Genomic DNA, 23,614 nt, shown 5'->3' with positions numbered 1-23,614 from the left:
AGTATTATTTTGGCTCATACCAACAAAATGAGTCAGCCTTCTCAAAATTGCCATGTGTTAAATATGCCGCAGCACGGCAGCCACCACCACAATATTGTAAAAATTCGCATTTGTTACATTTGTCATTTATTGAATAAGGCTTGTCCGTATATAGACGATCTCTCATTGCATTAAAAATCCATGAGTTTTTCCAAATGTGTTCAATTGAATGCAATCTAACATCGTTGTCATCTGTCTGAAGTTCTTTTATACCTTCCATTCCGCCACAAGGTATTAGATGTCCAGTAGGAGTCAAATGAACTTGAAGTAAACCAGCAGTACAAGCTCTGCATGTAGGAGTTTTGTTAGCACAATTAGCTTTAAATGTTAGATACTCATTTTCGTAACCAGACTTATCAGCTAGTAAAATGGTAATAGGTGTTTCATCTATTAGCTTTAGACGAATATTCTTTTCTTTTAATATCTTTCTTTGATTTCCCCATTCGGTGAGAAATTCTTTCATATCCTCTACAGAAAAAACATCTTCTTCTAGACTTTTTCCTCTTCCAGATGGAAAGAGGCATGTGTTGGCATAACCTGCAACTCCTAGATTGGCAGCTAGGCTTACCATATCGCTTAATTGATGAGTATTTTTTCGGTGGTAAGTTGTTACTAATGTTACGTTAATCTTTCTATCTACTGCAGACTTAACTGAATTATAAGTCTTATGCCAGGAACCTGGAACACCCCTAAATTTATCATGTTCTTCTGGGATTGGCGAATCTAGAGCTATTCTAAGAAGAGATATGTTTTTTCCGTACTTATCCAGCCAGTCTTCGGTAATAAGTGTTCCATTGGTTGTAACATTAAGCCTGAGGCCTGCGTCAATAACCATTTGAATTAGTTCTGGAAAGTTTTCTCTTTCGAAGGGTTCACCGCCTAAGAAATCTATGTTCAATATTCCCATATCAATTAATTGCTTAATAACATTTTTTAACTCATCATCAGTTAGTTCATTTTTATCCCTTTCGCCTCCACTAGCATAACAGTGAACACATTTTAAGTTGCATTTTTTGGTTATGCTAAGTGCAGCAAAAATAGGGGCTTTTAAGCTAGTTAACATAAATTACTCCCCCTTTTTTATAATCACATTACGAATAAATAATTCATTAAGAAAATTTAATATGTAATTACTAGTTTCAGCTAATTCAAGATTATATTTATTGGAGATAATTTCTGATATGCTGCTTACTGATTGCTCGCCATTACATAAATCAAGTATTTCTTTGCCTATATTTTTAATAAAATGGAGTCCGCGAGTTGGCGGAAAAAAAACTAACCATTTGTTTTCATCTTCTTGTCTCATGATTGTTGATGGATGTATAACTAAAAAGTCATTGTTGCATAAAGTTGTAGTAGCATTCATTTTAAATACACCTCTTTTATCTATTTATCAGAATTATATAAACGAAATCATAACAAATCTTTGATTAAACATAAGTTTGACTTTATCATTTGATTTTAATAATAGAACTTGCCAAACTTATGCTTAAAAAATTTGATTTAATTTTTAAATGTCATTAGTAAAGAATAAAGCTAAATTTCAGTAGGATCTGCTGTGTTAGAACAACATCCAGATGCCCAAGCATCTACTATTTCTAATTCCTTAGAAAGATCTAGAGCAATAGTTGTTTGATTTTCCATTTAATTCACCCCCTTGTAATCATAAATATTAGTTTTACATTAATGTAAAGAACATTAGAGTAAAGTCATAACAATTATACCAAATATATAACATAATTGTAAATGTTTTCAACAAAATAGGGTGTATAGCTTAAAACAACTTCAACAAAAAAAGAATAACTATTATAGTTATTCTTAAATAAATATTAAGTATTATGTGAATTGAAACATATTTGCTCCAAGTATGATAAACAGTGTTAATACAGACAAAGTAAAGGCTATGAGGACCGTTAAAATACTTCTTAATAACAATTTCCAATTGGTTGCTGCAGCAAAGCCAATTAAGCCCAAAGTGAATGTAACCAAAGATAAGCATAATACAACATACATTGGATGGACATGCATAGAACTAGTTATAAATTCAAGTGCTTTTTTTGAGAATGACGAAACTAAAAAAGCTATTAAGCAAATTAAAGAAAGTATAAATGACCAAAGGCTAAATTTAGTTTTCATACACAACCCCCAATGGTAAACCTACAATTTACTAAAAGTAATTTTATTGGTACTTTTAATACTAGGCACCATAATTTAAAGCATTAAGTGGTATTATTTAGTTTGATAATTTATTACTGTATCAATAATTTTTTTAAAGCAATTATTCGTAGGAATATGTCCGGATTTTTCAAGCACCTTAACTTTTAAATTTGGGTTATTAGAATGTGAAGCTAGAGTTTCTACAGTAGAAGTTGAAGCTATTGTATCCTCCTTACCCTGTAAAATTAGATATGGAATCTTTACATTAGAAAGTTCCTTTGACAAATCAGTATTAAACATTTCTTTTAAAAGATTTGAATTCATTTGAACATTTTTGTTGCCGCCAATAAGAGAATTATAGGCATCTGTTAGTGTGTAATCTGGGCTAAAAAACATTCCAAGAATCAATTTATATATTTTAGAATTACTTTCACCTTTATCTTTATAAAAATACCCATTTGTATATTTGCCTATTAATGAGTAAACCTCTAGGCGAGATTCAAAATCACAATTATCAGATTTCATAACCTGATCCAATACTTGTCTTTCTTCTTTTTTTAAATTACATCGAATCAATTGATTGTATGCATCTTCGTTTTTTCCAAGATTATTTACTATCTGCCCATAGACTATAACTCCACTTATTATATCCGGCAGACGGTTAGATACTTTACAGGTCAATATTGATCCCCAGGACATTCCCAAAAGATATATTTTATTATCTGGATACTGCTTTCTTATTTCCATTACTAGGTCTGCTAACATGTTTACATAGTTTTCAATTGTAATTTCATTATTAAGAGGGGAATAATTTTTTCCACAGCCGTATTGGTCCCAATAAACCATAATATATTTATCTGTTAATTCAGGAAATGCATTTCTAGCTCCAATACTGAAAGGAATAGGGGTGCCTGGACCTCCATGAACTGTTATTAAGATAGGCAAGTCTTTTGATTTTCCTTCTAGAAGTACAGTCTGCATTTTATTTTGCAGCTTTATCTGTTGTAGTTCACTTACTTTGTTTTTACTTGTTGAGTTTTTTAACGTGTTATGGCTTATGATAGATCGAATAAGAAAAAATAATAAAATAACGGCAATTATAATTAAGAATATCACTTTTAGTATATTCGTTAGTTTTTTTTTCATAGTGATTCAGCTCCACTCTTGTTTTTTGTGGAAAATAGAAGTGTGAAATGAAAAGTCTCAACTCTCCCCTAATTTAATTATATCATGTAAAAAATGTAAAATATAGACTTGAAATTGCTGCTCACTTTCTTTGCTATAATAGAATTTTTAATTGCAGGTCCTATATAATTCTATTGGCGTAAGCAAATCCTTCTTATCAATAGCAATAGTCTTAATAATATTATGCACTTTTGAACTTAAATATAAAAAGCCTATAGACCATTCATAATTTGATTAATTCTTATATTATGCATATGAAAAGAATAGGCTAAAAAGCATATAATCATAAAAACAAGGCTGACTAAAATAAAGTTCTTTTTCTGTTTGTTAATATTTTCGCCTTTATTAATGATTTTCCTGTTCAAAATGCCAACTAAAGGCATCCATGCTAATAGCCAATATTCATCGTAGAATACTGAATATACAGCGACAAACAAAGTAATGGTGTTTATGATAAGCGCTGATATTACTGGATTTCTATACATAAGTGATTTTACATAGTACATTTTGTAATCACTCCTCTAAATTCTTAATTATAAAGTGGCAGCTTCAGCTTTTGTAATACTTATATTCATAATATACACCCACTATCTTATTAAATATCCAAGTATTAAGGAGAAAAGACCAGACAAAAGCATAAGTAAGGTGAAGCTTCTATTTTTATTTCTTTCCTTAATGTACTGTCTGCCAAATTTTTCTCCGTCATATCTAGCTGCATAAGTATTTCGAGCATCTATATTGGCTATATTTCCAAATCCCATCAAAGCAAGAGCCCCTAGGATACACATTACTATACCACCAATAGATAAGCCATAACCAACATTATACAATGTAAACTGTTTTTTAATTAGATACACTAATACAACAATAATGAGATTTATAAAAGTTAAGATTAAAATTTTCTTTAGGTAACTTAGTATAGAACTCATCATAATTTCACCTTCTAATCATTCAATAATTTTAAAAAAGTGTTTAGGAGCATAGTATTGTTATGCTCCTAGTCTTCAATATACTTATAGTTTATCCACTATTGTTTTCCATGTAAGCTCAAGAATCGCTGTCATTTTTTCAGGTTCATTAGAAACAAAGGTAACAACAGCGTTTTTATCTGGCAGCATTACAACATATTGACCATATAGACCATCCATTCGATAGGAATTTGGATATGAGTTCATCCACATTTGATAACCATATCCTTGATGATGATCTTCTGTTGCAAAGAATTCGTTGAAATCGTAGGTTTTAATTTGAACAGAGGCTGCCTGTTCTATATAGCTTGAAGGAATAAGCTGCTTGCCATCCCATAGGCCTTTATTAAGAAGTAATTGCCCAAATTTAGATAATTGATTTGCAGTTAAACGTAAGCCTGAAAATCCTAGTGGAGTCCCTTTTGGACATGTATCCCATTTAGGCTTTTGTATGTCTAGCGGCTGAAATATTCTTTTTTCTAAGTACTCATCTAAGTTAGTGCCTGTTGTAATGCCAATAATTTTTGAAAGCATGTAGGTTGCTGTATTGTCATAGGTAAAATGAGTACCTGGCTCGTATAAAAAGGGTTCTTCAAAGAATAATTGGGAGATATCATATATTCCATTACCTTCTCTATCAGCTTTAAATATTGGACATTCAGCATGTCCAGATCCCATGCAAAGCAGATCATGAATTGTAACCTTTTTAAGATTTTCACTTAAATATGCAGCTGGGATGTTAGGAAAAAAATCTATAACATGGTCAGTTATTTTAAAGTAGCCTTCACTAATTGCAATTCCAACTGCCATAGAAGTAAAGGTTTTGCTTATTGACCATAAAAGAATTGGCTTTTCCTCTTCAAAATCATGTTTAGCAATTACTTCACCATTTTGCCTAACAACTACATTAAGCACATGTAAGTTTTGTTTTTCTATTGATAATATCATATCGTTTAATAAATTATTTTTCATCTTATCGTTCTCCATCAATTTTTATATATTTATAAAGTAAGTTTTGCTACCATTTCACCATCTTCTATTCTGCCAGTCTCAACAAAGCCGAAAGAAGCATAGAGAGCTTTTGCAACTACATTCTCTAGTTCATAGGAAAGATAAACTGAAGAAGTCTTTCCGTGTGGGAAGGTTCTAATTAAGTCAAGAGCCTTTGTCATAGCTTCCTTGCCATAACCTTTTTCTTGATGATTTTTGTCAATCATAAATCTCCATACCCAATAAGCCGTTTCAAAACCATCCTCATCTTCTTCAGCGTAGGACATCATTATGAACCCTACCATAATATCATCGGCATATATGGCATAGGGCATAGGAATGCAGTCGTTGTTTGTTAATGCAACATAGGCCTGTGCGAGGCTGCGTATATTGCTTGCAACAAAACTCTTTTGATTTTCATTTGGCTCTAATTTAATGCACTCATCAAAATTATCAAATGTGATTTTACGTAATTCTATCATAAATTTCCCCCTCAAAAATAACCATTAATATATCATCTCATGTATATGACATAATAAAGCTAATATTCACTATAAATTATGTGGCTTGGACTATTAGGCAAGCACATTAGTCTTTCTTTTAAAAAGCTTGGCTTAATATTTAGCTCCTTAAGCTCATTAACAGTAAACCATTTATATATTAGCCTTTCACCTTCCAATCCATTAAATGAAGTCTTTTGATTTAGCAGCCAGGAGCCTTTTGTAAGGCTAACAGAATAAATGGTTGAAAGCTCATGAAAGCTATTGCCTTTTAATTTAAAAAAGTTTTCTAGTGTCCATAGCAAACCATTAATTTCAACGGTTTCTCCCAATTCCTCTTTTATCTCTCTTTTTATAGCAGCCTCTGAGGACTCTAGCATTTGTACTCTGCCGCCAACAAGTGTCCAAAAATCATCATTCTTTCCTTTATGCAGCAACATTCTTTTATCATCTGTAATAACTGCACAAGTTCTATAATTAAAAACGGTTTTATCATTGTTATAATAAGTAATGTCCATGACGCAACCTCCATTTATTATGTTTAAACTATAACAATACCATTGTATCAAAATATAGTATTATATTCCAGTAATTATCAATTGGCTATGATATGCTTATGAATAATGAGAGGGAGTTCATGAAACTTAGAATAAAAAGGCAGCAGAGGAATTCACCTCTACTGCCATGAGAAAATTATTTAGTTAAGCTATCAGTATATGCTTTTAGGTCATATAATTGTCCGGAGTTTCCACCGCCAAAGCCATCATGTCTTTGATTATCTTGAGATGCATTGTTATTATTAGTTTTAGCATTAGCTGAATCGGTATTACTAGTATTAGTTTGAGTATTTGATGAAGAAGCATTGTTATTAGTTTGATTAGTTGCAGCATTTGTTACTCCATATTCACTAGAAGAAACAAGCGTACCAGTTTGCTGAACCCAATTCATGATTTCATTGCTTGCGTTTCCGCTGCCGCCGCCTTTCATGCCACCAGTCATAACATATCTTACTTCTCCCTTTTTAACCAATTCTTTAAATTGATCTAGGGTGATAGATTTATCATTGCCAAGGAATCCGCCAATTGCCATAACTGGTTCTCCTGTCTGCACTATTATATCTGCTGCTTCATTAGCATTTGACACAACTAGCAAGTACTTTTGTGAGCTTGTTTTATTCTGTTGTAAGTACTCAATAAGCTTTGAATTACTATTTCCAGCCATATCCATTGGACCATTTGAACCCATTTGTCCAGCACCTTGTGTTGCTACACTGGATAATAGCTCTAGTCCTGCTGCTGGGAAGGAGCCATTAAGTTTAGTAAATAACACTGTGGATGATCCAACAAGAGGAGTTATTAAAAGTCCTATCATAGCTAGACTTACAAAAATCTTTTTAAAGTTATTATTATTTTCTTGATTTATTTTATCATTGTTATTAGTGTTCTTCTTTGCTAGATTAGATATGCCGAGAACTATAGAAGATCCAAAGCATAGAACTATTAGAAGTACCATTAATACTTTAATAATACTGGAGGTACTTACAAAGTAATACTGCATTAATAGCTGCACAGCTCCATTAGCCAATAGTGATACAGGTAAGTACCAGGATTTCCATCCGCCTTCGTTGTAAAGCTCCCACATTGAAGTAAGACCGATGCCTGTCAGTGCTGCAACTGCTGGAGCCAGCATTGTTAAGTAGTAGCTGTGGAAGGTACCAGTATTGAAGCTAAAGTATATAAATACAGGTAGGAACCACATGAACCATAGCATTAATGCTTGCTTTTTCTTATTATCCAACTTGTAGTTTAACTTTTCTTTGATTGCTGCGGCTATAAAGCCTAAAACTGCAAGAGGTATAAACCAAACTATTTGATCAGAAAGAATGTTTTTTGAAAATAGTCTTGTAATTCCGGATTTAGTTTCTCCACCAAAGGTACCTTGTAATCCAGATGAACCTCCGCCCATAGGACCGCCCTGCATGTCTCCGTCTGGTCTTTGCCCCATTTGTCCATCACCACTTGGTGGGTTTCCAGGCATACCGCTTGGAGGGTTACCCTGTGTATTACCATCACCGCTAGGAGGATTTCCCGGGAAACCTTGATTTGCTTGATTTTGTTCAGAGCTATTAGAATTATTGCTGTTTGGGTTTTGAGCTGCCGATGAATTTGAATCATTATTTCTTCCGCCAGGCATACCACCAGGAGCTCCACCACCTCCATTGTTTGAATTACTGCTAAGACTAAGTCTTTCTATACCATTGTGGCCAGTTATAAGCTCCATTACTGTGTTATTTGTACTGCTGTCTACATAAGGTCTGCTGCTTGCTGGTATGGAATCCACAATTAGAGCCCAAGAAAGTGAAACAGCTACAAGAACGGCTGTACCGGCAGCAAGATGAATTATTCTCTTCTTAAAGGAAACTGAAGTAGTTAGTAGATAAGTAATATATAGTGCTGGTGCTATCATGTAAGCTTGAAGCATTTTAACATTAAAGCCCACACCAACTAAGGCTAAACTAAGTATAAGATATTTAAACTTACCTTTTTCAGCTGCTGAGGATAGAGCTAAACAAGCTAAAAGTAATACCATTACAAGTGTGTTATCTACTGAATTATTTCTGCTTACTGCTACAAATACAGGGGTTACGGCTAAACATAAGGCTGAAATAAGCCCTGCAGCGCTTCCAAAGGATCTTTTAACGATAACATATATAAGTACTACTGAAATTACTCCTGCAAGAGCTTGTGGTAAAAGTATGCTCCAACCGCTGTAGCCAAATATTTTTGCTGATATAGCTTGAAGCCAAAATCCAAGTGGAGGCTTATCGATGGTTACAAAGCCAGCAGGGTCAAAGGCTACGAAAAAGAAGTTTTTAAAACTCACAGTCATGCTCTTTACTGCTGCTGCATAATATGCATTTGCAGTGCCTTCTATGCTTAGGTTGCCTAAATTTAGAATTGCTGACAGAACTGTTATCAGTGCTAGCGCAATATTTTCTTTTGTAAGTTTTAGTTTTTTCATTACAATTCTCCTTCCAGTCTAAACACTAGCCAATCAGTTCATGTTTTTGATCAGCAGTTTTATAATAGGATATACTTTCGATAATGTAATTAGGTCTATCTTTACTTTCATCAAAAATTCTTCCAAGGTATTGTCCCATAATACCTAGAGAGCATAAAATCATTCCAAACATTATTAGATTAGCTGACAATACTACTCCTAAGCTTAATACACTAAGACCATCAACTATATTTTTTATTATAACTGTAATAAGTGAAATAAAGCCTACTGCAAGCATGGAGCCGCCTAAATAGGCTGAAAGCACTAAGGGCTTGAAGGAGAAGGCTGTTATTCCATCAAAGGCCAACTTCAGCATCTTCTTTAATGGATATTTAGTTTCACCAGCATATCTTTCCTGCCTTACAAACTCTACAGAAGTTTGCTTATAACCTACCCAGCTTACAAGCCCACGTACGTATCTGTTCTTTTCAGGCAGAGCATTGAGGGCGTCGCAGACCCTTCTATCAATCAATCTAAAGTCACCAGTATCTACTGGAATTTCTATACTTGTCATACTTTTTAACAGCCTATAATACATGCTGGAGGTAAGTTTTTTAAATTTGGTTTCTCCTTCTCTCTTGGATCTTTTGCCATATACAACCTGGAAGCCTTCCTTCCATTTAGCTATCATGTCTAAGATAGTTTCGGGAGGGTCCTGAAGGTCTGCATCTATTACTATAACTGCAGCTCCTTTTGAAAATTCCATTCCAGCTGTAATTGCAGCTTGATGACCAAAGTTTCTGGAAAAGTTGATAAGCTTTATATTTTCATCATTTTTGCATATATCTTCAGCTAGCTTTCTTGTAGCATCTTTACTTCCATCATTAATAAAGATAACTTCATAAGTTTCTTTTGTTGAATCCATAACTGCTTTTAATCTTCTGTAACTCTCATTAACAACCAATTCTTCATTATACAGTGGGACAATAATAGAATATGTAGTTCCATTACTCATTTTTTTCACCCCTATAGCCATAGTGTTATTTTTTTCATTTATCTGTTTATAATTATAGATAGCAATTGTTGCACTAATATCAAAAGATTTTGTGAAAATTGTGTGATTGTTATTTTCCATATCTAGCCTGTTTTAAAATAAAGGATTATAATTATAGCATTAAAGGATAAAATTTATGAGTAAAGTTATTTGCTCTATATTCATATAATAACAAGTAAAAATAATTTTTTAAGGTGACATTAAATGGGCCTCTTTTTTAGCTCAAAACTAGTAATGCCAGCCGGAAAGGAGAAACATGGAAGAAAATTTTTATACCAAGGGTGAGGAAATAGCAAATGCGGTAACCCATGGAATAGGAACAGCACTTGCAATAGCAGCACTAGTTCTACTAATAGTGTTTTCGGCAGTAAAGGGGACTGCATGGCATGTAGTAAGCTTTACTATTTTTGGTTCAACTCTAGTGATTTTGTATTTAGAGTCAACTTTATATCACAGCTTGACTAATAAAAAGGCAAAGAGACTATTTAGAAAATTTGACCACATGTCAATTTATCTATTGATTGCAGGAACTTATACACCCTTTTGCCTAACAGTACTTAGGGGGCCTTTAGGGTGGACTATATTCGGAATAGTGTGGGGCTGTGCTGTAATTGGAATTGTAATAAAAGCCTTTTTAGTAGGGAAAAAGGATAGACTGTCCACGGTGCTCTACATAGTAATGGGGTGGCTAATTATAGGAACAATAAGAAGACTGTACCTTACAATGCCATTTTCAGGAATATTGTTTTTGGTTATTGGAGGGGTGCTTTATACAGTGGGAGCAGTTATCTACTCTAAAGACAAAATTATGTTTAATCACGGCATTTGGCATCTATTCGTAATTGGAGGAAGTGTGTGCCACTTCTTTTCAGTAATGAGTTTATTGAATGTAAGATAATTTGAAATACTATACTATTTAAGTGTATAATATAAAAAAACAGGAGGAGGCTAACAAATGATTGATAAAATAGGCAAAATAACACTTTATGTTAATAACCAAGAAGAAGCAAAAAAGTTCTGGACTGAAAAATTAGGTTTTGTAGTTAAATTAGAACAGCCAATGGGACCAAATATGAAATGGGTAGAAGTAGGTCCAAGCGAAAGTGAATTTACATCTTTTGTTTTATACGATAAGAATTTAATGATGACTCAGAATCCTGCAACTAATGTTGGTCATCCATCTATACTATTAAGCACTACTGATGTAGAAAAGGCCTATAACGAAATGAAGGCTAAGGGAGTTAAGGTTTCTGATATAATGAAAATGCCTTACGGAAAGATGTTTTCATTTGAAGACCAGGACGGAAATAGCTTTTTATTACGTGAAGATAAATAATAAATAGGGACGTTTCCTTTGCCACAGGTTACTGGCAGGAAAACGTCCTTTTTCTTTTATTATTCAAGTGCTTTATCAAACACTTCTCTAATGGTATCTTTTGTAACAGTTCCTTGATGAACTTTTGTTCCACCTACATAGAGGGTAGGGACAAAAGACATTTCATAGGCATCTTCACCTACTCCAGAATACATGCTGTCTTTAACAAAGTTAATATCAAGGTTTAAGTATTTATGGTTTTCTTTTTTTAGCTCTTCCATCCACAGGATAGCTTCTTTGCAGTAAGGAGAATCTTCTCTTACAGACATTAGTATAGGTTTCATTTATAGCACCGTCCTTTTAAATTAAGTAAAACTTTTTATGAACACTATACTAGTATTTGTATAAATTCATAACAATATTACATTCACAATTTTATTTATAAACCACTTAAGAAATCTTAATAATTATTGAGATAGTTTTTTAATAATTCACCTGTACAATTTGAATTGTAAGTTTGCTTAAGATAAGCAAACTTAAATTTATAAAATGTACGAGGTGAAAAATATGAGAAAGCTTGGTAAAGTTTTAATTATAGTTGTTTGGGCAGCGATAATATATGCATTTTTTAAACTAAATCTTTTAAATGGGGATATGAATAAACTTAGTAACTTTTTTAAGAATCATGGTGAGTACAAGACCTTATTATTTATTGCTTTATCAACTTTTAGAGTTTTAGCATTGATACCAAGTGCAGTCTTTATGATTCTAGGAGGAATAATGTTTACTCCAATGCAGGGGCTCTTCCTTACCTTGATTTCAGTAATCCTTAGTGAAACTATAATATTCATACTATCAAAAGTAATGCTTGCAGCTAAGGTTCAACAGTATCTAGTAAATAAATATCCTAAGGTATACAAATTACTCCTTAGAAATAATACAAGAATATTGGCACTTGGAATTTTGTGTCCTTTGGCTCCTTCAGATGTAGCTTGCTTTTTAGCAAGTTCTACAGGCGTCAGGTATGGAAGGTTCATAGTGACAGTAGTTATTGCTAATATACCAATGGCTATTTTATACTCCTTTCTAGGAGATAGTGTTACATCTTCGTTAAATAATTCACTCATTATAGGAAGCATGGTTTTAGCTATTAGCTGTTACTCTATTTATCTATGGAATAGAGAACAAAAACAATATAAGATAGTTTAATTTACGGGCCTTAAATTAGGCCCTTTTTATTTTGAATATAATCTTAAGGATTCTTAAGATTTTTTCAAATAGAATATTAATCTTTAACTTTTATACTAAGCCTGTAAGTTAATTATGATTTGGAAAGCACAGGAGGTATGGATTAGTATGAAATGGATTAATTTTTTAATAGAGTATATTAAATCACCTAGAACTATAGGAGCTATAGCGCCAAGTTCGGAAAAGCTTGCTAAGGAAATGGTTAAGGGCATAGATTTCAACAGTGCTGAATGTATTGTGGAATATGGTCCTGGTACGGGAGTTTTTACTGAGGAACTTGTTAATAGAAAAAGCAAGGATACGAAATTGATACTTTTAGAGTATAATCAGCAATTCTGCGAACAGTTGGTGAAAAAATATAGCGGTTATGATAATGTTATTATAGTAAATGATTCCGCAGAAAAAATACACAAGCATTTAGAAAAGTACGGCATTGAGAGAGTAGATTATATTGTTTCGGGATTGCCTTTTGCAAGCCTGCCCAAAAGCATTTCCAATAATATATTAAACAATACTAGAGAAATATTAAAAAGAGATGGGATATTTATTACATTCCAGTATACGCTATTGAAGAAGGAGTATATAGCAGGCTATTTTAAAAGTGTAAGCTATGGAAGAGTATTATTAAATCTTCCACCTGCTTATGTTTTGAGATGTAAAAATGCTTAATTGAAGAGGAGCTTAATTATGTCAAATAAGATACTAATAGTAGATGATGATGCTGAGATAAGAAAGGTTACAGGTATATATTTAGCTAATGAAGGCTACGAAATATTAAAGGCGGAAAATGGAATAGAGGCTCTTAAATGCATTGAAGACACTGAAGTTGACCTTATACTGTTAGATATTATGATGCCGGAAATGGATGGTATAGAGGTATGCATGAAGATTAGAGAAAAACAGCTTGTCATGCCAATTATATTTTTATCGGCAAAGTCTGAAGAACTGGATAAGATTCAAGGGTTAGCTTCAGGGGCAGATGATTATATAACAAAACCCTTTAATGCCATGGAGCTTATAGCTAGGGTGAAATCCAACTTAAGAAGGTACACAAAATATTCTGCAGTGCAAAGTGTAAACAAGAATATTATCGAAATTGGAAACTTAACTATAAACACTGATACTAGAGAAGTGCTGGTAGGAAATAAAAATGTAAGACTTACTCCTAAGGAGTTTGATATACTGGAGCTTTTGGCAAGAAACAAAGGTGTTGTTTTTAGTATAGAAAAGATCTATGACAGGGTATGGGGTGAGGAATATTATAAGTCAGATAATACTGTAATGGTTCATATAACAAAGATAAGAGAAAAAATAGAAGCCGATCCAAAGCAGCCTATATATATTAAAACTATATGGGGAGTTGGTTATAAGATATGAGAAGCAATGTAGTCGGAAGAAGCCTTAGTGCTAAGCTTTTATTCAAAGTAGCTTTGAGCTTTTTTATATCTTTAGCAGCATTATGGGTATTATCTAATGTTTTTATAACTAAATATATTGTAGAGAACAGAGAGAGCTTAACTGTAACCATATACAACGTTTTAGTAGCAATTATATTTGCATTAAGTATTGCAATATTCACCGTAACATTCTTAGTACTTGTGAATAGAGAGATAAAATATATTAAATATATTGCTCATAAGGTAAAATGGATTTCATCTGAAGAACTTGGATCAACACTGGAAGTACGAGGCAATGATGAGCTTGCAGAGCTTTGCAAAAATATAAATTCTATGTCAATAGAACTTAAAAATAGGTTTGAAAAGGAAAGGGAATTAGAAAAAACCAAAACTGAACTTATAACTAATGTGTCACACGATCTAAGGACACCACTTACATCTATTATAGGATATCTTGATATTCTATCAAGCGAATCAGTTAAGAGCAGTGAGGAACAAAAGGAGTATTTAAGCTCAACCTACAGTCTCTCCATAAAGTTAAAAAAGCTTATTGATGAGCTATTTGAATATACAAAGCTTTCTAATAGTGACATAGAATTGCAGCTTAGTGATATAGATATATGTGCGCTAATTAATCAGCTGCTTGGAGAATATATTCCTATATTTGAGGCGAAAGGATTAAATATTGTATCTCATATGCCTAAGGAAGAATTAATAGTAAATGCGGATATAGAGAAGATAGTAAGAGTTTTTGATAATATTCTAAGCAATGCGGAAAAATACAGCTATAAGCCATCAGATATAGTAATTGATGTAGAAAGCTTAGATGGAAATGCTGTAATAACCTTTTCTAATATAGCAGAAAATATAACCAAAGAAGATACAGATAAAATGTTCGAAAGGTTTTATAGAATTGATAAATCTCGTTCTAGTAGAGTGCAGGGCTCAGGCCTTGGGCTTGCTATTGCTAAAAAAATAGTTGAACTGCATCATGGAGATATATGGGCAGAGAAAAATGAGAATATCATCAGTTTTAAGGTAAAGCTAAAATTGAAAAATTAAGAAATATTTTGAAATTTATATTGATGTTATAGCTAAAATACTATAAAATTAATATGATACAATTTGATTTTTTATGATTTTAAAGAGGAGGGAGAAAAATGTCAGCTATTATCAGGTCTAGCATGTTAGATTTTATGGCTACTGCACATGCTATTACAGGTAATTTTGGAATCACTGGGGAAAGTGCGTCCAAAATTAAATATATGTAAGCCTGATAGTGTAGAATTTACTCTCTTTATTAATATTTAGACGAAGATAAGCCTCTAAGTATAATTCTACTTAGGGGTATTTTTATATGCATTTTTAGGTTTATATAATATTTTTGGGCACATTGGAAGGGTGGGCAAGGCTTCTAAAAAACGTATCTGAGGGGGATTTAAAATGGAGCACAATGTGCAGCTTAGAAAAAATATTAATAAAAATTACGTATTTGTATTATTGCAAAATATAGATTTAACCCGTGGAATATGGATGATTTATTTAGCTAGTAAAGGCATGAGTCTTACTCAGCTTGGACTACTAGAAACTATATTTCATATAACTTCTTTTACTATGGAGGTACCTACTGGTGCCGTGGCAGATATATTTGGAAGAAAAATAAGCAGAATTTTAGGGAGGATATTCTCGTTAGTAAGTGTGATTTTATTACTGGCAGCAAACAGCTTCCTATGGTTTGCTATATCCTTTGTGTTTACTGCACTGTCCTATAACCTAGAATCAGGTGCTGGCGATGCATTAGTATACGATTCCTTGAAAGAGATAGGGGAAGAACACAGCTATATGAAGATATCAGGCAGAAAGGAATTCTTCTACCAGATAGCAAGTGTCATTTCCTTCTTTGTAGGTGGATATTTAGCAACAAAAAGCTATAATATAGCCTTTGTATTGACTATAGTTATAGCTTCAATAAATATTATGCAGTCTTTTACTTTTAAAGAGCCCAGTATTGGGAGAATAGAAGCAAAGGGAGATAATAAGAATATTTTTGTAAAACAGCTTAAGGCTAGTATTAAGGTAATTATAGATAAGCCTAAAATAGGATTTTTAATAATATTTACTGAAATAGTAATGGCCTTTTGTACCTGTATTTTCTTTTACTTGCAGAACTATCTAAAGGGAGACGGCTATAGCGAAGCTGTAATAGGAATTATTTATGCTGTATCTTCTCTTGGTTCCGCCTTAGTAGCAACGCAGGTTCATAGAATTGAGAAAAAAATAAAAGAACAGGGATTGCTTCTTTTGATACCACTAGTAGCAGTGGCTTGTATTTGGGGAGTAGCTTTAAGCAGCTTTCACTATATATTCTTTATAGTACTTATGCTTATGGAGGGAATCCTATATGTTTCTATAAGTGATTATATAAATAAAATGATTCCAAGTGAAAACAGGGCGACTATTCTTTCTTTTTCCAGTATGGTGTTTAGCTTTTTCATGATTACACTATTTCCTTTCATAGGTATGATAGGTGATAGATATTCACTAAGCGTGGCATTCAAAGCCTTAGGTTCACTAGGAAGTGTATTAGTAATTATAAATAGCTATACACTTTTAGTAAAAGTAAATAAGAAAAGTGCTGAAAGCACTGAGAAGCTTTAGGCAAAATTAAGAAAAGGCATACTATTAGCATGCCTTTTCTTTTTCAATTATTATACTATTTTACCAGGCAATCTTCATTGCCAAAAACTCTTTATCTTCACCGTTTACATGCAACATAAATTCTTCAATAGTTTTAAAGCCTAATCTTTCATATATTTTTATAGCTCTTTTATTAAACTTTGCAACAAGCAAAACCAGTTCGTTAAACTTATAGGTTTCTCTGCCAAAGTTCAATATAGCTTTTACTACTTCTGTACCCATACCTTTGCCTGTTAAATCTGGCCGCATCTGTACTCCAAGCATATATTCTTTTTCTTCATCATCATAGCTAAAGGAACAGTTTCCTATTAATTCATTATTCTCATTATACATAACAAAGGTATTTTCTTCATTATGTATATTTAGTACCCACTGCTGTTTAGCTTCTGTTTTATCATTATCATAAAAGGAATATATACCATCATACTTCCATGTAGCAATTTTCTTAGCATCATTTTCTGTTGGCTTTTTAAATTCAATATTCATCATCTTTGCCTCCTTAATAATATATAAAAATTAAGCAAAGACTACTTTAAAGTAATTTTATGTGCTAATAATATAATCTCTTCATAGCAGTCTTTGCTATGAATTTGATGGCACCTTTAGAGATGGATATTTCATAATAAATCACCCCAATCAAGACTTGTTACATTTTATTATAAAAATGTATTTATATGTAATAATATTATCATTGTGCTTTTAAATAGTCAATGATGCTTTACGCCAATTCAAAAAAGCGCATCATATAATACACTGAAATGCATTTATGATACGCTTTGTTATTAATAATATGTTAGTTTTGTATCTAAGGTCACGCCCATTGGGCACATTCTGTTAGTTTTGTGCCAGACGAAACGTCCCCGTGGCACACTATTTAATTACTGTCATGCCGCCCATGTATGGCTTTAATGCAACTGGAATATTTATTGATCCATCTTCATTTAAGTTGTTCTCTAAGAAAGCTATTAGCATTCTTGGAGGAGCTACTACAGTGTTGTTTAGTGTATGAGCAAAATATTTACCATTTTCACTGTCTACACGTATTTTTAGACGGCGTGCTTGTGCATCACCTAAATTGGAGCAGCTTCCAACTTCAAAGTATTTCTTTTGTCTTGGAGACCAAGCTTCTACATCCACAGATTTAACCTTTAAGTCTGCAAGGTCCCCTGAACAGCATTCTATGGTTCTTACAGGAATATCCATAGAACGGAATAAATCTACAGTATCCTTCCACATCTTGTTGTACCATTTCATGCTATCTTCAGGTTTACATACAACTATCATTTCTTGCTTTTCAAATTGATGAATTCTGTAAACTCCTCTTTCCTCCAAGCCATGAGCACCCTTTTCTTTTCTAAAGCAAGGAGAATAGCTGGTCAAGGTTTGTGGAAGTGTGCTTTCTGGTAATATGGTATCTATAAATTTACCAATCATGGAATGCTCACTAGTTCCTATTAGGTATAAGTCTTCGCCTTCGATTTTGTACATCATGGCATCCATTTCAGCAAAGCTCATAACTCCAGTAACAACTTCGCTTCTGATCATAAAAGGAGGAATACAATATGTAAAGCCTCTGTCTATCATAAAGTCTCTTGCATAAGAAATTACAGCAGAATGAAGTCTAGCTATATTTCCCATTAGATAATAAAAACCATTACCAGCAACTTTTCTAGCACTGTCTAAATCAATACCATTTAGCTTTTCCATAATTTCAGTATGATATGGAACTTCGAAATCAGGCACTACAGGTTCACCAAAGCGCTCTAATTCTACATTTTCACTATCATCCTTACCAATAGGAACACTTGGATCAATTATATTTGGGATTACCATCATAATGTTTTTAACTTTTTTATCTAGTTCATCTTCTTTTACTTCAAGCTCTGCTAATCGTTCTGAATTTGCTGTAACCTGTCTCTTTAGTTCCTCAGCTTCTTCTCTTTTTCCTTGAGCCATGAGGCCCCCTATTTGCTTTGAAATCTTATTTCTGTTTGCTCTTAAGGTTTCAGCTTCTTGTTTTTTATTTCTAAGTTCAGCATCTAAAGCTATTACCTCATCTACGAGGCCTAGCTTACTGTCTTGAAACTTATTCCTTATATTTTGCTTAACAACTTCAGGATTTTCTCTTAAGAATTTTAAATCTAACATGTTTTTTCCTCCTATAAATATATTAATTTATTTGATTTTTAAAAAATAAAAAACTTCCATCTCATATATAAATGAGACGGAAGTAATCCGCGTTGCCACTCAAATTGCCGGCACATAATATGAACCAGCCACTCTAAAGTAGGATAAAGGGTACCAACCTTTCGATTCGTCATCGACAGCTCCAAAAGTGGAAGGATTTAATCTTTCACCGATTCACACCAAACATCGGCTCTCTGAAGAAAGTTATAAATCGTAGCTTTTATTATCACTGTTTATTATTTTTAAATTATATTTAGATAACTTTGGTATTATTTTTATTATATCAAAAATTAAATAAAAATAAACATATATTTTTATTTAAACTCTTTTATATAATCAATAAGTCTGTCTTCTGGAACTGGTTTACAATAATAGTACCCCTGAATTTCATCACAGCCATTTCTTCTGAGAAAATCAAGCTGTTCTTTTTCTTCTATTCCTTCTGCTATTACTTTAATTCCTAGGCTCTTTGAAAGAGTTATTATAGTCTTCGCTATAGTTCCGTCATCTTTTTCAGGTATATCCTTTATAAAGGATCTGTCTATTTTTAGTCTGTCTACAACGTAATTCTTAAGATAGGCTAAAGATGAATATCCGGTTCCGAAATCATCAATAGATAAGCCTACTCCAATTTCTTTAAGCTCCTTAAGAATTCGGCAGGTTGTAACATTGTTGTCCATCAAAATACTTTCTGTAATTTCAATATCAAGAGCTTCAGGTGGCAGCCCTGTTTCATTGAGAGTCTTTTTGATTACCTCAACAAGATAGGCTTCCTTAAATTGTATAGCAGAAATATTAACTCCAACTGCAATTGGAAAGCCTAAATTCTTAAGCCTAACTCCCATTTTACAAGCTTCATTTATAATCCATTCACCTATAGGTACAATGATATTGGTTTCTTCTGCAAGAGGAATAAATTTACTAGGTGGTATAGCACCATTAGGACTATTCCATCTAAGTAGTGCTTCAACTCCTATAAGCTTATTTTTGTGAATATCTATTTGAGGTTGATAATATAGTTCAAATTCATTTCTGCTTAAGGCAAACCTCAAGCTATTTATGATTTCATACTTTTCTGTGGTTATTTTATTAATACTTTTTTCGTAAAACTCGTAGCCATTCTTTTTGCTTTGTTTTATATGATTTATAGCTGAACTTGCATTTTTAAACAGCTCCTCGTGATAGGTGCCATCTGCTGGATAAAGGCTTATTCCAGCACTTATGGATACAAAAATTTCTTCATGGTATATTTTAAAGGGAGTATTGAATAAGGAGAAAATCCTGTCAATCCTATTGATTAAGTCATACTGATCCTCTATTTCCTTAAAGAATATAGTGAACTCATCTCCGTTGGTTCTTGACAATAGATCCGGGTGACTAATAGTTGAAAATAGTCTTTGAGCAACCTCATAAAGAAGAGTATTTCCTGTTTCGTAGCCCATACTCTCATTTATTACTCTAAAGTTATTAATGTTAATTATCACCATTGCTGCTCTTGTCACGTTATTTTCAATATCTTTAATATATTGATTAACAAGCTGCCTAAAATAGTCCTTATTTACCGCATTTGTTAAAGTATCATATTTGAGTATATGATTTTGGTGATTTATCTCTTCAACATCTTCAGCTATTTTTTCACTCATGACTTTCAAGGATAAAGCTAGTGTTCCCAGTTCATCCTTCCTTTTCAAGTACTTTGAAGGCAATTTAATGCTAAAGTTCATATCTCCAATGTTTCTTACTATATTAGAAATAGAGATTATAGGGTTTGATATGGCATTCCCTAAATGAAGGGATAAAATAATTGAAAATATAGATAGCGCAAGTATAAAAAAGTAAAGTAGCTTTTTTAATGAAAGTATACTGCTGAGTATTTCACTTTCGTCCGCAATAATACCTATAACCCAGCCATTATTCATCTTGGCTAAAGCAGCTGCCTTATCGTGATTATCCGGCGATTTATAGCTGAATACAGAGGAATCTTCTCCACTTAACTTAGCTATATATTGCTTAAATTGTCCTTCGTTAATATCTGTAATATTTTTATAATCTTTATAATTAGGATGTAAGATTATATTATAATTGTCATCTAGAAGAAACGAATAACCGGAATCATATATTTTCATATCATTTACTTTTTCACTTATGTTTTCATAGGTAAAGTCACTGCCTATAACACAGAGAAGCTTATCCTTTACATAGACTGGCCTTGCATAGGATACAAATTCTTGAACTCGTCCATTGTCCAGCCTCCAGTTGTAAGGCTTTGTCCAATATTCCTTATGAGTAGAAACTGGAATGAACCACCAGGCTTTATCCTCTGAGCTGCTTGAATTTTTGTTATAAAAGTCCTTTGAAAGAACACCTTGCCTCTCAACTTTACCATCGCCATCTTGGTCAGCATAGTATATATCGTGTACATTGCCGGTGAGTTCAGGATTAAAATAAATATATGCCGTTTTCCCTTGCAAGGAATTCTGAGCTTGGCTCTTTACAGCTGGTTCTATATTTTTTACTAGTTTTTCTAGGTACGCATCATCATTTATTTTAGATTCATCTATATTTTCTAGCAGGTCATATTGCAAAATATCTACTATTTTAGTAACGTCATTGAAGTACTTGTCAAAATAATTGGCATAAGATTTAGCCATATAATTAAGCTTTTGATTTGCTTCCTGGTTTACCGTTGCTGTGCTGAATTTCATGCTTAATAATCCAACAGATAAGGAAGCAATTACAGATGTAAGTGCTATGGAAAGAATTATTTTACTTCTAATACTTTTAAAAAAAGAAAATATTGTATTAAGAAACTTTCTCATTGTTTTCACCCATCCCTGCGAGTTGTGATATTTTTATATGGCTTCATATAATTCAATTATACATGTGATGTAATTTTCTTACAAGAAAAAACAGCTTTAAATAAGAATTTTTAGTAAAATTATGGAGGATTTTGACATTATGTGTTGAAAAGCATTTAATAGTGAACTCAATGTAGGGTAAATACGCCATTAAAATAAATATAAAGCATATGGGATACTTAGTTACTTTATGGTACAATTTTATGTTGTGATGGATAAAGCGTATAATATATCAATGATTTATATATTTTCAAATACTGAAGAAGGGAAGAATGGACATGGTTTATAATGGAATAGTTATTTTTGGTGAAATGGGTGCGGGAAAAGATGCACTAGCTGAGCAGTTTTGTGTTTTGAGAGATAAGGCAAAAATCTATAAAATTAGTGTATTATGCAGGGAAATGATGAAGGTATCTAAGGTTAATCCAATTTGGAGGGGAAAAGAAAGATACATAGGACAGACTGTTGCTGATAAGCTTAGAGATTTAGACATTAATATTATGTGCGATTATATATTAGCTCTTATATATGAGAATGGTCAGAAGAAATACGGTTTTGACAATAGAGGCTTAGAAGGCGAAGCTTTTGATAAAGCCATTTTAGAGCAGCTTTCTATTATAAGAAATGATGAACTGCCAATAATTGTGGGAGGTCGTACTTTAACAGATTTAGAATACTGGAAGTCTAAAAACTTTTTAATAGTTGGGGTTAAGATAAGTGAGGAGGTCAGAAAACAAAGACTTATCTATAGAGACGGAGAAGAAATGGTGAAAAATAGCAGCTCTGAGCACAATACGGAGGTGGATGTACCATATATAATAAATAATCAGTGTCATCAGGTTGTTTTAAATGATGGTACGCTGGAGGACTTAAAAAACTCAGCTGAAGAATTGCTTAATAAATATGACTTTTAAACATTGAAAAAGCGTAGAAGGATATATTCTTCTACGCTTTTTAGCATAAAAATTTAGGAATGTTCAGATTTTTGTGTGAATTTACTAACAATGTTTGTAAAAACTATTTAAAAAAAGCCATACAAATGTCATAATAATTATTATGTAAGGTTATTTATGGAAAAGAGTTAATGTTTGAGTTAGGGGTGACGAGAGTGGTAAGATTATCCAAAGAAAATTATGAGAGGGCAAAAGACTACATATTTAGAGAGGGCAGAGAACTAGAAAGAGCAATGTTTCAATTCTACTTCCAAGGTGGAAGTAAAGAAGCTGTATTACTTGCTCTGTCAAAGTATCAAAATGAGGATGGTGGCTTTGGGCATTCACTTGAAAGTGATGCAGCACTTGAAGTTTCTAATTGCCTTGCAACTTCAGTAGCCTTCCAAATTATATGTAAGCTTGGTTTAAGTGCCGAAGATATGATGGTGAAAAGGGGAATCGAATTTTTAATAAGGAACTATAAAAAAGAATTCAATGGATGGCTGTGGTTTCCTCCTGAGATTAATGAAGTGCCAAGGGCTATGTGGTGGAACTTTGATTCCAATGAGGAAAATAAATACATGCCTAATCCAGCTGTAGAGCTTACAGGATATCTCATCAAGTTTAAGGAGCTTGTGCCTGAGGAGCTATTAGAAGAAGCAGTATATGCTGCAATGAAATACTTAAATGAAAATAATCATAGTCTTAGTATGCATGATATATTTTGTTATCAAAGGATGGCAGAATTTTTGCCTGAGAATGAGAAAATTAGTATGCTTCATATACTAGAACAGCCTATTCTTAGGGAAGTAGAGCTTGATCATCAAAAATGGACGGATTATGTGGCAAGACCATTGTCCTATATTCATTCTCCCTCTGATGAGCTTGCAAAGATTTTTACTGGAGAACAAATCAGTTCTAATTTGGATTATATAATACAAAGTCAAAATGAAGAAGGCAGCTGGACACCTAACTGGAACTGGGGAAGATTTAATGAACAATGGGAGTTAGCTAAGAAGGAGTGGTCTGGAAAGATAGCATTAGATAATTTAATTCTTTTAAAGGCCTTTGGAAGAATATAAAAAAG

24 protein-coding genes and 1 other annotated feature are annotated in these 23,614 nt (G+C 32.8%); of the genes, 10 read left to right on the top strand and 14 right to left on the bottom strand.

Going from position 1 to position 23,614, the window contains the following annotated elements:
* Positions 1 to 4: 4 nt before the first annotated feature.
* Complete coding sequence (locus bsdE14_RS07800) at positions 5 to 1,102, bottom strand: radical SAM/SPASM domain-containing protein (protein WP_264849367.1); 1,098 nt, start codon at positions 1,100 to 1,102, stop codon at positions 5 to 7.
* Positions 1,103 to 1,105: 3 nt separating this feature from the next.
* Positions 1,106 to 1,405 (bottom strand): PqqD family peptide modification chaperone, encoded by a 300-nt coding sequence (locus bsdE14_RS07795; RefSeq protein ID WP_264849366.1) that lies wholly within the window; start codon positions 1,403 to 1,405, stop codon positions 1,106 to 1,108.
* Between the two features lie 501 nt (positions 1,406 to 1,906).
* On the opposite strand from bsdE14_RS07795, the gene bsdE14_RS07790 reads away from it, so the two are divergent.
* A complete protein-coding gene (locus bsdE14_RS07790; RefSeq protein ID WP_264849365.1) occupies positions 1,907 to 2,194 on the top strand; it encodes a hypothetical protein in 288 nt (95 codons plus the stop codon).
* A 74-nt stretch (positions 2,195 to 2,268) separates the two neighbouring features.
* Here the strand turns inward: bsdE14_RS07790 and bsdE14_RS07785 are convergent, their stop codons facing one another.
* The 8 genes from bsdE14_RS07785 to bsdE14_RS07750 form a co-directional block, all read right to left on the bottom strand.
* On the bottom strand, positions 2,269 to 3,342 hold the full coding sequence (locus bsdE14_RS07785) for an alpha/beta fold hydrolase (protein ID WP_264849364.1): 1,074 nt from the start codon (positions 3,340 to 3,342) through the stop codon (positions 2,269 to 2,271).
* 251 nt (positions 3,343 to 3,593) lie between these two features.
* Complete coding sequence (locus bsdE14_RS07780) at positions 3,594 to 3,887, bottom strand: hypothetical protein (RefSeq protein WP_264849363.1); 294 nt, start codon at positions 3,885 to 3,887, stop codon at positions 3,594 to 3,596.
* A gap of 81 nt (positions 3,888 to 3,968) precedes the next feature.
* Positions 3,969 to 4,313 carry a hypothetical protein gene (locus bsdE14_RS07775; protein ID WP_264849362.1) on the bottom strand — a complete coding sequence of 115 codons (345 nt, stop codon included), beginning with the start codon at positions 4,311 to 4,313 and terminating at the stop codon, positions 3,969 to 3,971.
* Positions 4,314 to 4,394: 81 nt separating this feature from the next.
* Positions 4,395 to 5,321 carry a serine hydrolase domain-containing protein gene (locus bsdE14_RS07770; protein ID WP_264849361.1) on the bottom strand — a complete coding sequence of 309 codons (927 nt, stop codon included), beginning with the start codon at positions 5,319 to 5,321 and terminating at the stop codon, positions 4,395 to 4,397.
* Positions 5,322 to 5,350: 29 nt separating this feature from the next.
* Complete coding sequence (locus tag bsdE14_RS07765) at positions 5,351 to 5,821, bottom strand: GNAT family N-acetyltransferase (RefSeq protein ID WP_264849360.1); 471 nt, start codon at positions 5,819 to 5,821, stop codon at positions 5,351 to 5,353.
* Positions 5,822 to 5,880: 59 nt separating this feature from the next.
* Positions 5,881 to 6,357: an NUDIX hydrolase gene (locus bsdE14_RS07760; RefSeq protein ID WP_264849359.1), complete on the bottom strand. Its 477-nt coding sequence runs from the start codon at positions 6,355 to 6,357 to the stop codon at positions 5,881 to 5,883.
* Positions 6,358 to 6,532: 175 nt separating this feature from the next.
* A complete protein-coding gene (locus bsdE14_RS07755) occupies positions 6,533 to 8,860 on the bottom strand; it encodes an ArnT family glycosyltransferase (RefSeq protein ID WP_264849358.1) in 2,328 nt (775 codons plus the stop codon).
* 25 nt (positions 8,861 to 8,885) lie between these two features.
* Entirely contained in the window at positions 8,886 to 9,854 is a 969-nt protein-coding gene (locus tag bsdE14_RS07750; protein ID WP_264852241.1) for a glycosyltransferase family 2 protein, read from the bottom strand.
* A gap of 295 nt (positions 9,855 to 10,149) precedes the next feature.
* On the opposite strand from bsdE14_RS07750, the gene trhA reads away from it, so the two are divergent.
* A complete protein-coding gene (trhA, locus tag bsdE14_RS07745; RefSeq protein WP_264849357.1) occupies positions 10,150 to 10,791 on the top strand; it encodes a PAQR family membrane homeostasis protein TrhA in 642 nt (213 codons plus the stop codon).
* A gap of 57 nt (positions 10,792 to 10,848) precedes the next feature.
* Positions 10,849 to 11,229 carry a VOC family protein gene (locus bsdE14_RS07740; RefSeq protein ID WP_264849356.1) on the top strand — a complete coding sequence of 127 codons (381 nt, stop codon included), beginning with the start codon at positions 10,849 to 10,851 and terminating at the stop codon, positions 11,227 to 11,229.
* Positions 11,230 to 11,288: 59 nt separating this feature from the next.
* On the opposite strand, the gene bsdE14_RS07735 is transcribed toward bsdE14_RS07740, so the two are convergent.
* Positions 11,289 to 11,552, bottom strand: a complete 264-nt coding sequence (locus tag bsdE14_RS07735; RefSeq protein ID WP_264849355.1) for a glutaredoxin — start codon at positions 11,550 to 11,552, stop codon at positions 11,289 to 11,291.
* Between the two features lie 223 nt (positions 11,553 to 11,775).
* On the opposite strand from bsdE14_RS07735, the gene bsdE14_RS07730 reads away from it, so the two are divergent.
* From bsdE14_RS07730 to bsdE14_RS07710, 5 genes are all read left to right on the top strand, one after another.
* Complete coding sequence (locus tag bsdE14_RS07730) at positions 11,776 to 12,417, top strand: TVP38/TMEM64 family protein (RefSeq protein WP_264849354.1); 642 nt, start codon at positions 11,776 to 11,778, stop codon at positions 12,415 to 12,417.
* Positions 12,418 to 12,564: 147 nt separating this feature from the next.
* Positions 12,565 to 13,125, top strand: coding sequence for a class I SAM-dependent methyltransferase (locus bsdE14_RS07725; RefSeq protein ID WP_264849353.1), 561 nt, complete (start codon positions 12,565 to 12,567; stop codon positions 13,123 to 13,125).
* 18 nt (positions 13,126 to 13,143) lie between these two features.
* Entirely contained in the window at positions 13,144 to 13,833 is a 690-nt protein-coding gene (locus bsdE14_RS07720; protein ID WP_264849352.1) for a response regulator transcription factor, read from the top strand.
* Positions 13,830 to 14,915: a sensor histidine kinase gene (locus bsdE14_RS07715; protein WP_264849351.1), complete on the top strand. Its 1,086-nt coding sequence runs from the start codon at positions 13,830 to 13,832 to the stop codon at positions 14,913 to 14,915. The genes bsdE14_RS07720 and bsdE14_RS07715 overlap by 4 nt, the downstream gene beginning before the upstream one ends.
* Positions 14,916 to 15,296: 381 nt before the next feature.
* Positions 15,297 to 16,511, top strand: a complete 1,215-nt coding sequence (locus bsdE14_RS07710; RefSeq protein ID WP_264849350.1) for an MFS transporter — start codon at positions 15,297 to 15,299, stop codon at positions 16,509 to 16,511.
* A gap of 60 nt (positions 16,512 to 16,571) precedes the next feature.
* Here the strand turns inward: bsdE14_RS07710 and bsdE14_RS07705 are convergent, their stop codons facing one another.
* The 3 genes from bsdE14_RS07705 to bsdE14_RS07695 form a co-directional block, all read right to left on the bottom strand.
* A complete protein-coding gene (locus tag bsdE14_RS07705; RefSeq protein WP_264849349.1) occupies positions 16,572 to 17,039 on the bottom strand; it encodes a GNAT family N-acetyltransferase in 468 nt (155 codons plus the stop codon).
* Positions 17,040 to 17,420: 381 nt separating this feature from the next.
* Positions 17,421 to 18,698 carry a serine--tRNA ligase gene (gene serS, locus bsdE14_RS07700; protein WP_264849348.1) on the bottom strand — a complete coding sequence of 426 codons (1,278 nt, stop codon included), beginning with the start codon at positions 18,696 to 18,698 and terminating at the stop codon, positions 17,421 to 17,423.
* Between the two features lie 69 nt (positions 18,699 to 18,767).
* Positions 18,768 to 18,973: a binding site (T-box leader), on the bottom strand.
* A gap of 78 nt (positions 18,974 to 19,051) precedes the next feature.
* A complete protein-coding gene (locus bsdE14_RS07695; RefSeq protein ID WP_264849347.1) occupies positions 19,052 to 21,556 on the bottom strand; it encodes an EAL domain-containing protein in 2,505 nt (834 codons plus the stop codon).
* Between the two features lie 311 nt (positions 21,557 to 21,867).
* On the opposite strand from bsdE14_RS07695, the gene bsdE14_RS07690 reads away from it, so the two are divergent.
* On the top strand, positions 21,868 to 22,509 hold the full coding sequence (locus bsdE14_RS07690) for a hypothetical protein (RefSeq protein WP_264849346.1): 642 nt from the start codon (positions 21,868 to 21,870) through the stop codon (positions 22,507 to 22,509).
* 194 nt (positions 22,510 to 22,703) lie between these two features.
* Positions 22,704 to 23,609, top strand: coding sequence for a hypothetical protein (locus tag bsdE14_RS07685; protein ID WP_264849345.1), 906 nt, complete (start codon positions 22,704 to 22,706; stop codon positions 23,607 to 23,609).
* Positions 23,610 to 23,614: the final 5 nt, after the last annotated feature.

Origin of the sequence: Clostridium omnivorum (genome assembly GCF_026012015.1) — a bacterium.
GTDB classification, from domain to species: domain Bacteria; phylum Bacillota; class Clostridia; order Clostridiales; family Clostridiaceae; genus Clostridium_AX; species Clostridium_AX omnivorum.
Note: the sequence above shows the minus strand (reverse complement) of the source record. Positions and strands in the feature narration are given on the sequence as shown.